The organism is Cytobacillus firmus (assembly GCF_023657595.1).
GTDB lineage: Bacteria > Bacillota > Bacilli > Bacillales > Cytobacillaceae > Cytobacillus > Cytobacillus firmus_B.
Genome location: NZ_CP098323.1, coordinates 4259365 through 4273199 on the forward strand (window position 1 = coordinate 4259365; position 13835 = coordinate 4273199).

Sequence of the window (13835 nt, forward strand, 5' to 3'; positions counted from 1 at the left end):
TATCAATTCATAGTTTTTTAGCACACAAGGCAGACGAAAAAGTTTTTAATCAAACGTTTGATTAATTTATTCCTGTTCTTCTTTCTCCGTGCCAACGCCTTTTTCCATTGCTTTCCATGCCAAAGTGGCGCACTTGATTCGGGCAGGAAATTGGGAAACTCCCTGAAGAGCTTCGATATCACCAAGATCCAGATCATCTTCATCATATTCTTTTCCCAGCATCATGTCCGAGAAAACTTTGGAAAGCTTTAAGGCTTCTTCAATATTTTTACCCTTGATGGCTTGGGTCATCATGGAAGCTGAGGACATGGAGATGGAACATCCTTCGCCTTCAAATTTCGCATCAGCCACTTTGCCGTCCTCAAGCTTCAGCGTCAATTGAATCCGGTCCCCGCAAGTAGGGTTATTCATATTGATCGTCAGGCTGTCATCTTCAAGTACCCCTTTGTTACGAGGGTTTTTATAATGATCCATTATAACCTGGCGGTAAAGGGTATCTAAATTTTTAGAAGACATCGCTGAAATACTCCTTTGTTTTGACAAGCCCTGAAACAAGCTTATCAATATCTTCTTCCGTATTGTACAGATAGAAGCTGGCACGTGCAGTTGCCGAGACCTTGAGCCACTTCATCAGCGGCTGTGCACAATGGTGGCCGGCGCGGACTGCAATTCCTTCTGCATCCAATACAGTTGCCACATCATGTGGATGAACATCGTCTATATTAAACGTAACCAGGCCGGCCCTTTTTGAGGCTTCTTTTGGCCCATAAATGGTCATTCCGTCTATAGCAGACATTTTTTCCATAGCATAAGCGGCCAGCTTGTGCTCGTACGCCTCAATTTCGTCCAGGCCAATCTGTTCAAGGAAATCAATTGCAGCACCTAATCCAATGGCACCTGCAATAATTGGCGTGCCTCCTTCGAATTTCCACGGAAGCTCCTTCCATGTTGATTCATAGAGGCCGACAAAGTCGATCATTTCACCGCCAAATTCAACCGGCTCCATTTTTTCCAGGTGCTTTTTCTTTCCGTAAAGAACACCAATGCCGGTAGGGCCGCACATCTTATGACCGGAAAAAGCAAGAAAATCACAATCCAGATCCTGAACATCAATTTTCATATGCGGAGCACTTTGCGCACCATCCACAACCATAATTGCGCCGTTCTCATGGGCAATTTTTGCAATTTCCTTAATCGGGTTCATAACACCAAGCACATTCGACACCTGCATAATAGATACGATTTTCGTATCAGCTGTTACGGTTGTCCTGACATCCTCTAGGGAGATGGTACCATCTTCCTGCAAGGGAAGGTACTTTAATGTGGCACCCGTCTGCTTAGCTACCTGCTGCCACGGAATGATATTGCTGTGGTGCTCCATATAGGAGATCACAATTTCATCGCCTTCAGACAGGTTAGCACGTCCGTAGCTTGCTGCAACTGTATTGATGGAAGTTGTTGTTCCTCTTGTAAAAATAACTTCCTCAGTCGATTTGGCATTAATGAATTTACGCACCTTTTCCCTGGCACCTTCATAGCCATCCGTTGCTCTCGTGCCTAGCGTATGGACGCCTCTATGAACATTCGAATTATATTCCCGGTAGTATTTATCAATCGCCTCAATTACCGGAACAGGCTTTTGGGAAGTAGCGGCACTGTCCAGATAAACAAGAGGCTTTCCATTGACTTCCTGATCCAGGATGGGAAACATTTGCCGAATCTCACGGGCATTCATTATTTTACTTTCCTTTCAATGACGGCAGTCAGCTGCTTTTTAACGCCTTCAATCGGAAGAGCATTAACAACAGGCGCCAAGAAGCCGTGAATAACAAGACGTTCAGCCTCTTTTTGGGAGATACCGCGGCTCATTAGATAATAAAGCTGCAATGGATCCACACGGCCAACTGAAGCTGCGTGTCCTGCTGTTACATCATCTTCATCGATTAATAAAATCGGGTTGGCATCCCCACGCGCTTTTTCGCTTAGCATCAGTACGCGTGACTCCTGCTCGGCATTTGACTTGGAAGCCCCATGCTCGATTTTACCGATTCCATTAAAGATGGATGAAGCAGAGTCTTTCATAACCCCATGCTTTAAAATGTAGCCTTCGGAATTCTTTCCGAAATGAACTACTTTCGTTGTAAAGTTTTGAGTCTGTTCTCCGCGTCCTACAACAACTGTTTTAGTATCCCCGAAAGAACCGTCTCCAACAAGGTTAGTTGTATTCTCTGAAACTGTATTGCCATCGTTCATAAGTCCAAGAGCCCATTCAATGCGGGCATCACGGCCTGCAACCCCGCGGCGGTTCACATAAGCTGTTGTTCCCTTAGCAAGTGTGTCAACTGCACCATACTGTACTCGTGCATTTGCATTGGCAATGACCTCTGTAACAATATTGAAGATGCCGTTCGCTTCCTCAACTACAGAAACATAGTTTTCCACGTAAGTAACTGAGCTGTTATCATCAGCTACAACCAATACATGGTTGAATAGGTTTGCCTCTTTATCATCATGGATATATACAGCCTGAATTGGCGCTGAAATTTCCACATTTTTCGGAACGTACAAGAACGCTCCGCCGTTTAAAAGAGCCGCGTGCAGAGAAGTTAAACGGTGTTCGTCCGTTTTGACGCCATCCTTCATAAAATATTTCTGAAGAAGCTCGCTGTGTTCTCTTGCCGCTGTAAAGATGTCTGTGAAAATAACACCTTTTTCCTGAAGTTCTTTAGATACAGACAAATGAGTTGGTCTATTATTGCGCTGAATATATAAATTCTGATCGCCAGCTTCTGTATCAATCAGGTTTCTTACATCCTCAGGAAGGTCGTTTAGAGACGCAAAGTCTTCGCTTCCGACAATGTGCTTTTCGAACTGTGTGAAGTTCCATTTAGCTATTTTGGTTTTATCAGGCTTTGGCATTGGCAGGCTTTCCGCGTCTGCAAGCGCATTTAGACGGAGTTCTGTCAGCCATGCCGGCTCGCCCATATCTTTTGAAAAGGAACTAACATATTCCTTATCAAATGGTAGTTTTATTTCCGTTGTCATAGTGATCCCCCTAACGCTTACGCTTCTTGCCCAACTGTTTCGTCTTCAATGCCCAATTCTTTCTTAATCCAGTCATATCCTTCAGCTTCTAAGCGCTGTGCAAGCTCCGGTCCGCCTGATTTTACAACGCGGCCCTGCATCATCACGTGAACATGGTCAGGTGTGATGTAGTTAAGAAGGCGCTGGTAGTGTGTGATAATTAAGCATCCAAACTCTTCTCCGCGCATTTCATTGATTCCTTTTGAAACAACTTTCAATGCATCGATATCCAAACCGGAATCGATTTCATCCAGGATAGCCATTTTAGGTTCAAGCATCATTAATTGAAGAATTTCATTGCGCTTCTTTTCTCCGCCTGAGAAACCTTCATTAAGATAACGCTGAGCCATGTCAAGATCCATTTCAAGGAATTCCATCTTGCTGTCCATTTTGCGGATGAATTTCATAAGAGAAATTTCATTTCCTTCTTCAAGGCGGCTGTTAATTGCAGAACGTAAAAAATCGGCATTTGTTACGCCGCTGATTTCACTTGGATATTGCATTGCAAGGAACAGGCCGGCACGTGCGCGCTCGTCAACTTCCATTTCAAGAACATCTTTACCATCTAAAGTGATGCTTCCCTGTGTTACTTCATATTTTGGATGGCCCATGATAGCAGAAGATAAAGTAGATTTACCTGTACCGTTCGGCCCCATAATTGCGTGAATTTCTCCGCCTTTAATCTCAAGGTTTACACCCTTTAGTATTTCTTTTCCCTCAATAGAAACATGAAGGTCTTTAATTGTAAGTACTGATCCTGCCATAATATATACCTCCGTCAATAAAAGAAGATTTGTAAATCGGTTTCATCCGCAAATCTCTATTCTCATTTTATTCTCATTACAATCTTATAACAAATCAAATATCATAGCAACTCTTTGAGACCATTAACAAACTTTTCAAACGAAAAAGTTTAGAAAGCCTGTAAATATAAATTTTATCATATAAAATCTTTGTCATCAAAGAGTGAAATTACCGGAAACCAGCATGTCCTGTCTATTTTTTCCCGGTACTGTAATTTCATGTATTGCAAAAAGAAAACCAGTGCATCATTGGCACTGGTTACTATTTACTTCATTATTATATATACCTTTAACTTAGGAATGAATTTTTCTTTCAAGATCTGCAACTAATCGCTGGCTTTGAAGATAATCTTCTTCACGTCTTTTTTCAACTTCCATTCGAATATCATGTTTCCGGCTGTACACTTCATATCCAACTCCATGGGCAGCTTGCATAGCTTTTTCCATTTCACTCGTGTAGTTCAGCTGTAACTGACTGATAATGAATCAATCCTTTCGGTTTTTATGCTTTTCAGCATTTGGTTTTACATCTAAAATCTTAACACTCACACTATACCCCGCACAAAGCGGAAAAAACCTGATTTTTTTAGCAAAATAAGGAATGAGAACTGGTGAAACGCTTTCATACTTCCTATCCTTAGAATACTGGCTGAATGCTCTGGATTAATGGTTGTTTTTATAAATTTTCTGAAAAATCACCATTGCAAAAGAAAACTCCTGCTGCCAAGCAGGAGAAGATTTTCAGTGATTTTGCTGATTCAATTCGGTCATGGCCTCCTGGACGAGCGTAACCGCCTGGCTCATGGCCGCTCCGCCACCAAAAGCTGCTGTTACTCCTACTGCCTCAAGAATCTCTTCTTCGGATGCCCCTTGATCAATGCAGCCTTTCGTGTGGTAAATAATGCAATATTCATCCTGAGAATATAAACTGATGCCGAGCGCGATCAGCTGCTTCTCTTTTTGAGATAAAACCCCTTCTTTAAAGCAGGCTTCTGTAAAAGCATTATAATGCTTTGCCAAATCAGGCATTTTTTCAGTGAAAACTCCTAATCCGACTTTATAATCATGCAGGGCTTCTTCTATTGAGTTTGAAGGTTCATGATAATGTTCCATCGATCTCCACTCCATTTCAAATAGTATCAAGGTTAGTATGTTTGATTGCATTTCAATCTATACGGGAAGTGGGGCTGCTGATCCACAAAAAAAAGCAGGCGCTGTGAACGCCTGCTTTTCTGCCTTTACTCAGATACCGGCACAACGGCACCTTCATATTTTTCAAGAATGAAATCCTGGATTTCCTTTGAACGAAGCACTTCTATAAGAGCTTTAATTCCTTCTTTTTCTTCATCACCTGTGCGGACTGCTATCACATTTACATATGGTGATTCTTTGTCCTCGATGGCAATTGAATCTTTAAGAGGATTTAACCCTGCATCGATTGCATAGTTGGAGTTAATCAGGACTGCGTCTCCTTCTCCATTATTGTAGATCTGAGGAAGAAGTGATGCTTCATATTCAGTATCAAACTTTAATTTTTTCGGATTTTCTTTTATATCTTCCAGTGTTGCTTCCGTTTTTTCCACATCTGCATTTAAAGTGATAAGTCCCTCAGCTTCAAGCATGGAAAGGATGCGGCCATGGTCAGCGACAGAGTTGCTCATGATGATTGTTGCACCCTCAGGAAGCTCCTCAAGGTTCTTATACTTTTGGGAATACACACCGATTGGTTCAATATGAATTCCGCCTGCATTCGTAAAATCATATCCATGCTCAGCCTTTTGTGACTCAAGATAAGGAATGTGCTGGAAGTAGTTTGCATCAAGCTCTTTAGATTCAAGAGCTTGGTTTGGCAATACATAATCCTGGAATGTCACAACATCAAGTTCAAAGCCTTTTTCTTCAAGTAATGGCTTTGCTTCGTCAAGAATTTCAGCATGAGGGACATTGGAAGCCCCCACTGTAATCTTTTTGCTTTCTTTACTATCTCCGCCTTCACCGGCATTGCCGCCCTCTTCTGAAGTGCCGCAAGCTGCAAGTACAAGTGCAACTGCCAGTGCAAGAACAAGTGATAACCATTTTTTCATGTCAATCTCTCCTTATCGTTTGTCTAATTTTGTTGTAATGATATCTCCAATAAACTGGATGATAAATACGATGATTAGAATAATGACGGTCGCCATAAGCGTTACATCACTTCGGCTCCGCTGGAATCCTTCCAGATAAGCCAGATTTCCTAGACCCCCGGCGCCGATTACACCAGCCATGGCTGTGTAGCCAACCAGCGCGATAGCTGTCACGGTTATTCCCGAAACAAGGGCGGGCATTGATTCCGGAAGCAGAACCTTCCAGATGATCGTGCTTGTTTTTGCGCCCATTGACTTGGCCGCTTCAATTACCCCTTTGTCAATTTCCCTCAAGCCGATTTCCACCATTCGGGCATAAAACGGGGCAGCACCAATAATTAATGCAGGCAAAGCTGCATCCTCCCCAATCATTGTCCCAAGCAAAAACTTCGTAAATGGAATCAGTAATACAATAAGGATAATAAATGGAATCGAACGGAAAATATTGACGAACGTAGAGATAATTTTATTGATTGCTGCATTTTCCCAGATATTCCCCTTTGAGGTCAAAAAGAGCAGCAGCCCCAAAATCGCTCCTAAAATAAACGTTGCAATAACAGAAATAGCTGTCATATAGAGAGTTTCCACAGTAGCTTCCCACATGGAGTCCCATTTCACATTTGGAAACCATTCATTAAGCATTGGAAATCACCTCCACGCCCACCTGCTGAGAATGGATAAATTCAATCGCTTTTGCAACTTCCTCTGCTTCTCCATCAACATGGATGAATAAGGTACCGTAGGAACCATTCTGCGTCTGGGAAATCTTCCCCTGCAGAATATTAACAGTTACCTGGAAGTGACGGATCAGGTTTGTAATCAATGGCTGTTCAGCTGATTCACCGACAAATCCTAATTGGACTACTTTTCCTTTTGGATACAAATCGACCAGATGATCAATTGTTTCCTTCGTTTCTTCAGGCTCTGTCACCTGCTGGACAAAGCGCTTTGTAATCACAGCTTTCGGATTCTTAAAGACATCCAATACAGGGCCGATTTCCACAATCCGTCCGCCTTCCATAACAGCAACCCGATGGCAGATTTTACGGATTACGTGCATTTCATGTGTAATGAGGACAATGGTTAAGCCCAGCCGCTCATTGATGTCAACAAGCAGCTCCAAAATGGAGTCTGTTGTCTGCGGATCAAGGGCAGATGTTGCCTCATCACAAAGCAGCACTTTTGGATTATTGGCAAGGGCTCTGGCAATCCCAACTCTTTGCTTTTGACCCCCGCTAAGCTGGGAAGGATAGGCATCTTCTCTTCCTTCCAGACCGACGAGTTTAATGAGCTCATCTACTCTTTTGAGCCTTTCCTGCCGGGAAACACCTGCGATTTCAAGCGGAAATGCAATATTCTCTCTTACTGTCCTCGACCATAACAGGTTGAAGTGCTGGAAAATCATGCTTATTTCCTGCCGTGCTTTTCTTAGCTTGCTTCCCTTTATCTTTGAAACCTCATTGCCTGCTACTGTTACACTGCCATGGGTAGGAAGCTCCAGCCCATTCAGCATGCGGATTAAGGTACTTTTACCTGCACCGCTGTATCCGATAACACCGAAAATTTCTCCTTCTTTTACCTCCAGGTTTACATCGTCAACTGCTTTTACCTGACCGCTTTTTGAAGAGAAAATCTTCTGTACATCTTTTATAGAAATCAACGTGATAGTCACCTCTTTTATCGAAAGATACAGATAATAATTAATAGACTGCTTTTATTCCCTATTTTTCACTCTATATAGGCTTTCATGCGCAAAAGCAAAAATGCCTTTCTGCACATGAGCAGAAAGGCATAAAAAAATTTAGTCCTTTCTCTCATCTATCAAAGCTATGCTTTGAGTGAATTGGCACCATTTCAACTAATTGACGGTTGCCGGGCTTCATAGGGCACTTCCCTCCACCTCTCTTGATAAGAGTGTAACGTTCTATATTAAATTAATACTTTAAATGAATTAAGCAGTTTTTTAATTACGTTTGCTATCGTATCATAGCCATTAAAAAGGTGTCAACGATGAAATTTCAAACTTTCGGAAAAAAGTGAATGGTAAATTTTCCTTTACGCTTTTGCAGCTAGCGATGTGAGACCTGCAGCTGCTTCTATCGCCTGTTCCAGGTCTTCAATTAAATCTTCTGCATTTTCGATGCCGATCGAAATCCGAATCAGGTCCTCCGGCACTCCTGCAGCTTTTAACCCTTCCTCATCCAGCTGCTGATGAGTAGTGCTTGCAGGGTGGATAATCAGGCTCTTTGCGTCCCCGACATTTGCCACATGTGCCCATAGCTGCAAACTATTGATCAGCTTGGCTCCAGCCTCTCGTCCGCCCGCAATTCCAAATACAGCCACTGCCCCGGCTCCTTTTGGCAAATATTTATCTGCCAAGTCTTTGTCCGGGTGGCTTTCATGACCTGGATAGAGCACCCAATTAACGGCTGGGTGCGCCTCCAGATATTCCACTACCTTTTTGGTATTGGCAACATGCTCCTTCATTCTCACATGCAGAGTCTCAAGACCCAGTGTGAACTGGAATGCACTTTGCGCACTCATTGCAGGTCCTAAGTCTCTTAACAGCTGTACCCGTGCTTTGATAATATAAGCAGCTTCGCCAATTGCTTCGCTATAGACAATATCATGGTAGCTCGGATCAGGCTCTGTAAAGCCCGGAAACTTAGGAGAATTCCAGTCAAATTTTCCGCCATCTACAATAACTCCCCCCATTGTGGTCCCATTGCCGAGCAGCCATTTTGTCGCTGAGTGTATGACAATGTCAGCTCCATGTTCAATAGGCCTGCAAAGATAAGGGGTAGCAAAAGTGTTATCGACAATCAGCGGCACACCGTTTTCGTGGGCAATTGCGGCAACCTTTTCAATATCCAGGATTTTCAGGCTGGGGTTTCCAATCGTTTCGGCGAAGACAGCCTTTGTTTTATCTGTAATGGCGCTCCGGAAATTTTCCGGATCCTTTGGATCCACCAGTTTTACCTTTATTCCATACTTGGGAAGTGTAACTGCAAATAAATTATAAGTGCCCCCATATAAATTGGATGCGGCAACAATTTCATCACCAGCTTCGGCGATATTTAAAATGGCAAGTGTAATAGCAGACTGGCCGCTGGCAAGAGCCAGCGCACCCACTCCTCCTTCAAGCATGGCCACTCTTTCCTCAAACACACTGACAGTTGGATTATGTATCCTGCTATAAATATATCCCGGTTCTTTCAGGGCAAAGAGATCTGCAGCGTGATCTGTATTTTTGAACTGATAAGCATTATTCTGATAAATTGGGACCGCCCTCGCGCCAGTTACAGGGTCAGGCTTCAGCCCCCCATGTACTCCAATTGTTTCAAAGCGGTAATTTTTCTGTTTGTCCGTCATCGCTATCTCTCCTCTATAAAAATGTTTGTATTTCATTTCTTAAAAGCAGAAAAACCCTCTTCATAAGAAGAGGGCTTTATCGACTCTTCTTATCTTCCAGAGCATTCTGCTCTGCTGGATTTAGCACCGTGTACTTTACCGGTTGCCGGGCTTCGCTGGGCCAGTCCCTCCGCCTCTCTTGATAAGAATATTCAGTTAATTAATATTAAAACGATATTATCATACTATAAAAAAAACGGTCAAGTATTGTGCAGTGAAATTTTCCCTAAACAGAAAAAAGACTCGAGCAGCAATTTTTTTCTGTAAGAGGTTTCAAGCATTATTTCGTTTTGGGAAATGGCATCCCTTAGCTTTACTTTTCCTGTAATCAGTGACAATACAGCTTCTTCCGATCCCGAGATTTCCACATCAAAATGGCTGATGCGGCTTGCCTTCTGTATTTCCCCATTCGAAATTTTCAAAGGAATGCATGTGTTTCCCGCCTTAATAAGCAGAGAAAAGTTTGAACTTCTTAAGAAAAATCCAAGATGCCCTTTAGCCTTTAATTCCCGGATAAATACATCAGGTAAACTCCTCACAGCCTCACCTCTTTTAATGGGGTCAATTGACTTTAATATTCAGTAATAAAGTGCTTTAATCCTTTATTTTTCATTCGACAAAATCAGAAAGGCATTGCCTGTTTAATTGGCATTGCCTTTTCATTTCCCGAGAAATATGTCAGATCATACTATTTTCACAGAGGCTGCTGCAGTTTTTGTCTTTTTATAGCCTCTGAATACAAAGAAAAAGTAGAGAGAGCCAATCAAGTATAACGAAGCTGTAATGGTGAATACGAGTGCATATCCCCAATAATCTCCATATCTCATGACGATTCCTGTTGAAACCGGGCCCATTACAGCCCAGCCCAGATTGAACACCATCTGATTGACTGAGTTTGCCAGTCCTTTCATCGAATCATTTACCTTTGACATCATCAATGACATTTGTATAGGATTTCCCGCATTCATCAACGCCTGCCGGAACAAAAAGCCAATGGCAGCCAGCCAAAGGTTTTCAGTATAAGCGGTTAAAAGCAGGAAAGGAAGTGACATGAGCTGCAGGATCACAACAGCTTTTACCTCTCCCACTTTTCTTACCACAACCGGTCCGATAATCATGGCAAAGGCCGTGGCAGCCTGCCCTAATGAAATAATCATGCCAATAGCTGAATTGGAGGCTTCAAAGCGGTCTGCGAAGTATAGATTCAGATAGGGAATAACTAGTCCTGCACCAATTCCAATCAGCAGCTGAGCAAAAGCAAACATCGCGATAATTTTGACACCGTCATTTTTAGCTGAGAGATTTTTGAATGACCAGCCTTTTATGCCCTTTGCACCTTTTCGATCTTTCGAAACCTCTGCGAAACGCAAAATTGGAAATAAGCCGGCTATGAAAAACACACTTGCAATCAGAAGGGTGATGCGTATGCTGGTGAGCTGATCCGTAAACAAAGAAAATACATCCGTTAAGATGCCACCGCTTAAGTTCCCTATCACATTTGCGCCCGTCATTATAGCAAAGTGGATACTGAATAAATGAACCCTTTGATCAGCCTTTGAATTTTCAGCCAGCCATGGTATGCCGGATACCTGAAGAAAGGCTGTTGTCAGCCCGGTTAAAAATGCAAATAAAATCAGGAGCTCCTGCATTTCAACTATACTTCTGAAGAGCATAACTACACCTGTTGCAACTGCACCAAACATCATCGCTTTTTTTCTGCCAATTCGGTCGCTGGCGATCCCTGCCGGCACAAGAATCATTGCTGTCGCGAGAGCAGTCATGGATATGATTTGTCCATTAACACTTTCTGAGTAGCCGAGCTCCCTTATGTAGAAATTATAAATTACCATGAATATCCCAAAACCAATTTGTGTAAGGATATTCGCCATAAAAGCCAATTTTATGTTGCGGTTATAACCTTTAAATTGACCAGCCCACTCCCTGTAAAATGCCATGCGGATCCCTTCCTGCACTGTATGATTTTTATTTCGATTCCCTAAGTATCATACTCTTTCGGAATGGGTTTGTAAATATATTTTGAATAGTGAAAAGGCTTTTTTAAAACATGCAAAAAACCAGGCTGCTTTGCTCCTGGTTTCTGCTAATCGATGCTTCTGATTTTATCCAATAAATAGGGTACGGATCGGAAAGCATATAATTTTTCATGTAAAGTTCCTTTTCTGAAGATGAGGAGGCAGGGTACGCTTTCCACTCCCCATTTTTCAGCCAATTGCGGCATATAATTTAAGTCCGCTTTCCCCATTTTTTGACCTGGCAGCAATTGCTCTGTAACTGCCAGCATCTTTCCTGCCATCTGGCAGGTTCCGCACATAGGCGTATACAAATAGATAAGAATCGTTTTTTCTTCTCCGCTAATCGCTTCCTCAATGTCCTGCTGCGACCATTCCTGCATTTTATCATCCTTACTTTATCTGTCCAGATATTGTGTATAAACGTCAATGTTAGCTCCCAGCAGCACTGTTGCCAAATGGTGTTCCGGTGCTGTCGCTACTTCTCTGTACATTCTATCGATATATAGATGCTCTGCCTCTGGAAATTCCCTTTTGAATTGTTTTCTCAGCTTTTCACCTGCTGAATCGGCATCCACCAATATATATACATCCTTATCAAACAGTGTGTCAATTAATTCATCCAGTTTGGTAATGCTTATTGTTCCATTTGTGCAGATAATTTCAACGGGCTCTCTTATAATGCTTTTAACCTTTGTTTTATCTGACTTTCCCTCGACAATAATCACTTTTTCCGGAATTCCATCGTTCATCGTCATCACCTGAAAGGAGTTATTTTGAAACTGTTCGTTTAAGCTAAAAGCCAGTAATGCATTGTTTTTATCTTAATATATTCATTATTCTCGGTTATGGTGTGAATCTCCTGCCCATTTTGGAGGTTAGGGCCGTGCTGATTTATATATTCCTAGCCAGGTTTAGGAAAGGAAATGTTTTTAAAGAAAAATATTTTTATGTCTTCTTTAAATAGCCTAATTCATTGTATGCCCGGTCATAACACTTTAGCCTATTAAATAAACAGCGGAAATAATTCCGCTGTTTACAGTAGTCAGCACCAGCCGCCTTCGTCACAGTCTGTGTAGCGCGCTTGCGCTTTATCTGGAACGGAGACATTCTGGTATATTTTTTGGTGTTCGGTTTCAAAATGATGGGACAAGTTGAAAGAAGAGCCTTCCGGAAGGCTGATTTGGCCAATTTTTTCGTTTTCAAGATAAAGATCTATCCCATTATTGTTAATTTTGCCGACAACCCGGTCAGTTATATCGATTTTCTGCTGCTTCAATGTCATGGGTAATCATTCCTTTCATGCATTTGGGTACCTATAGTTTTGCCCTGTCTCTGTAAAAGAAAAATAGCAATTAAAGGTAAGAACAAAAATACTGAAGCAGCTGGACATGATTTACCCTAAAAAACGAAAAACCGGTTCGGAAGTGAACCGGCTCTCTAATTAATCTTCGTTTGTCATATCTTCATATTGCTCAGCAGTCATCAAGCTTTCTACTTCGCTTAAATCTGAAGGCTCCACCACAACCATCCATGCTTTTTCATATGGAGACTCGTTTACGAACTCAGGGTTGTCGTTAAGATCTTCATTTACTTCAACCACTTTACCGCTTAGAGGCGCATAAAGTTCAGAAACTGTTTTTACAGATTCTACGCTTCCGAATGGTTCGTTTGCACTTAGCTCATCGCCAACTTCAGGAAGCTCAACGAATACAATGTCACCAAGTTCTGATTGCGCGAAATGCGTAATCCCAATACGTACTTTCCCATCTTCTGTTTTTACCCACTCATGCTCTTCTGAATAACGTAATTCTTTTGGTGTGCTCATTATGTATCCCTCCATATTAATATTTCAATTTATGATCAGTAAATCGATCTCATGGTTAATGTGGCTTCCAGCTATTAGGAAAGCCATTTCTTTTCATATTCCTCTTCTTTGAAGCCCACTGTTACTTTCTCTCCATCTGTCAGCAGCGGACGCTTGATCAGCATGCCGTCTGTTGCCAGAATATCGAGCAGTTCTTCATCTGAAGAGGTTTTTACTTTGTCCTTCAAGCCGAGCTCCCGATATTTTTGGCCACTCGTATTAAAGAACTTCTTTAGTTCCAAACCGCTGTTTTTATAAAGCGCTTCAAGTTCGCTTCGAGAAGGCGGATTGTCTGTTATATGTATTTCTTCATAGGACAGATTATGTTCGTCAAGCCATTTCTTGGCCTTACGGCATGTCCCGCATTTAGGATACCAATAAAAAGTCAACGCCATTTTTTCACCACCCATTTTAGCAAATTCAGGCTTATCCAAAATTGCTGCCTTTTAATTGAATAGTAACATAAAAGGGTGACAAAGCATAACCTTGATCACCAATTTAATATTCGACATTTTTC

17 protein-coding genes and 2 riboswitches are annotated in these 13835 nt (G+C 42.0%); all 17 genes read right to left on the minus strand.

The window, feature by feature from the left end; genetic code table 11:
• Positions 1-66: 66 nt before the first annotated feature.
• Positions 67-516, minus strand: coding sequence for a Fe-S cluster assembly sulfur transfer protein SufU (sufU, locus tag NAF01_RS21530; RefSeq protein WP_035329358.1), 450 nt, complete (start codon positions 514-516; stop codon positions 67-69).
• Complete coding sequence (locus NAF01_RS21535; protein ID WP_197205209.1) at positions 506-1735, minus strand: cysteine desulfurase; 1230 nt, start codon at positions 1733-1735, stop codon at positions 506-508. Before NAF01_RS21535 ends, sufU begins: the two co-directional genes overlap by 11 nt.
• Positions 1735-3045, minus strand: a complete 1311-nt coding sequence (gene sufD / locus NAF01_RS21540) for a Fe-S cluster assembly protein SufD (protein WP_048008469.1) — start codon at positions 3043-3045, stop codon at positions 1735-1737. Before sufD ends, NAF01_RS21535 begins: the two co-directional genes overlap by 1 nt.
• Positions 3046-3062: 17 nt before the next feature.
• On the minus strand, positions 3063-3848 hold the full coding sequence (sufC, locus tag NAF01_RS21545) for a Fe-S cluster assembly ATPase SufC (protein ID WP_048008468.1): 786 nt from the start codon (positions 3846-3848) through the stop codon (positions 3063-3065).
• A 333-nt stretch (positions 3849-4181) separates the two neighbouring features.
• The gene (locus NAF01_RS21550; protein WP_169799774.1) at positions 4182-4334 is read right to left on the minus strand and encodes a YuzK family famiily protein; all 153 of its coding nucleotides are present in this window, start codon (positions 4332-4334) and stop codon (positions 4182-4184) included.
• A gap of 294 nt (positions 4335-4628) precedes the next feature.
• Positions 4629-5000 carry a carboxymuconolactone decarboxylase family protein gene (locus NAF01_RS21555; protein WP_048008467.1) on the minus strand — a complete coding sequence of 124 codons (372 nt, stop codon included), beginning with the start codon at positions 4998-5000 and terminating at the stop codon, positions 4629-4631.
• 125 nt (positions 5001-5125) lie between these two features.
• Positions 5126-5971, minus strand: a complete 846-nt coding sequence (locus NAF01_RS21560) for a MetQ/NlpA family ABC transporter substrate-binding protein (RefSeq protein WP_197246744.1) — start codon at positions 5969-5971, stop codon at positions 5126-5128.
• A 12-nt stretch (positions 5972-5983) separates the two neighbouring features.
• A complete protein-coding gene (locus tag NAF01_RS21565; protein ID WP_250801099.1) occupies positions 5984-6652 on the minus strand; it encodes a methionine ABC transporter permease in 669 nt (222 codons plus the stop codon).
• Positions 6645-7670, minus strand: coding sequence for a methionine ABC transporter ATP-binding protein (locus tag NAF01_RS21570; RefSeq protein ID WP_197246742.1), 1026 nt, complete (start codon positions 7668-7670; stop codon positions 6645-6647). Before NAF01_RS21570 ends, NAF01_RS21565 begins: the two co-directional genes overlap by 8 nt.
• Positions 7671-7821: 151 nt before the next feature.
• Positions 7822-7925: riboswitch (SAM riboswitch) on the minus strand.
• A gap of 140 nt (positions 7926-8065) precedes the next feature.
• Positions 8066-9382: an O-acetylhomoserine aminocarboxypropyltransferase/cysteine synthase family protein gene (locus NAF01_RS21575; RefSeq protein ID WP_226618476.1), complete on the minus strand. Its 1317-nt coding sequence runs from the start codon at positions 9380-9382 to the stop codon at positions 8066-8068.
• Between the two features lie 86 nt (positions 9383-9468).
• Positions 9469-9570, minus strand: a riboswitch (SAM riboswitch).
• A 51-nt stretch (positions 9571-9621) separates the two neighbouring features.
• Complete coding sequence (locus NAF01_RS21580) at positions 9622-9960, minus strand: hypothetical protein (RefSeq protein WP_250801100.1); 339 nt, start codon at positions 9958-9960, stop codon at positions 9622-9624.
• Positions 9961-10104: 144 nt separating this feature from the next.
• Positions 10105-11376, minus strand: a complete 1272-nt coding sequence (locus NAF01_RS21585) for an MFS transporter (protein ID WP_048008461.1) — start codon at positions 11374-11376, stop codon at positions 10105-10107.
• A 146-nt stretch (positions 11377-11522) separates the two neighbouring features.
• Complete coding sequence (locus NAF01_RS21590; RefSeq protein WP_048008460.1) at positions 11523-11834, minus strand: thioredoxin family protein; 312 nt, start codon at positions 11832-11834, stop codon at positions 11523-11525.
• A gap of 15 nt (positions 11835-11849) precedes the next feature.
• Positions 11850-12203, minus strand: coding sequence for a toprim domain-containing protein (locus NAF01_RS21595; protein ID WP_035329346.1), 354 nt, complete (start codon positions 12201-12203; stop codon positions 11850-11852).
• 293 nt (positions 12204-12496) lie between these two features.
• On the minus strand, positions 12497-12736 hold the full coding sequence (locus tag NAF01_RS21600) for a YusG family protein (protein WP_197205201.1): 240 nt from the start codon (positions 12734-12736) through the stop codon (positions 12497-12499).
• 159 nt (positions 12737-12895) lie between these two features.
• Positions 12896-13279 (minus strand): glycine cleavage system protein GcvH, encoded by a 384-nt coding sequence (gene gcvH / locus NAF01_RS21605; RefSeq protein ID WP_197218592.1) that lies wholly within the window; start codon positions 13277-13279, stop codon positions 12896-12898.
• A 74-nt stretch (positions 13280-13353) separates the two neighbouring features.
• On the minus strand, positions 13354-13713 hold the full coding sequence (locus tag NAF01_RS21610) for an arsenate reductase family protein (RefSeq protein ID WP_197246738.1): 360 nt from the start codon (positions 13711-13713) through the stop codon (positions 13354-13356).
• Between the last annotated feature and the right edge of the window lie 122 nt (positions 13714-13835).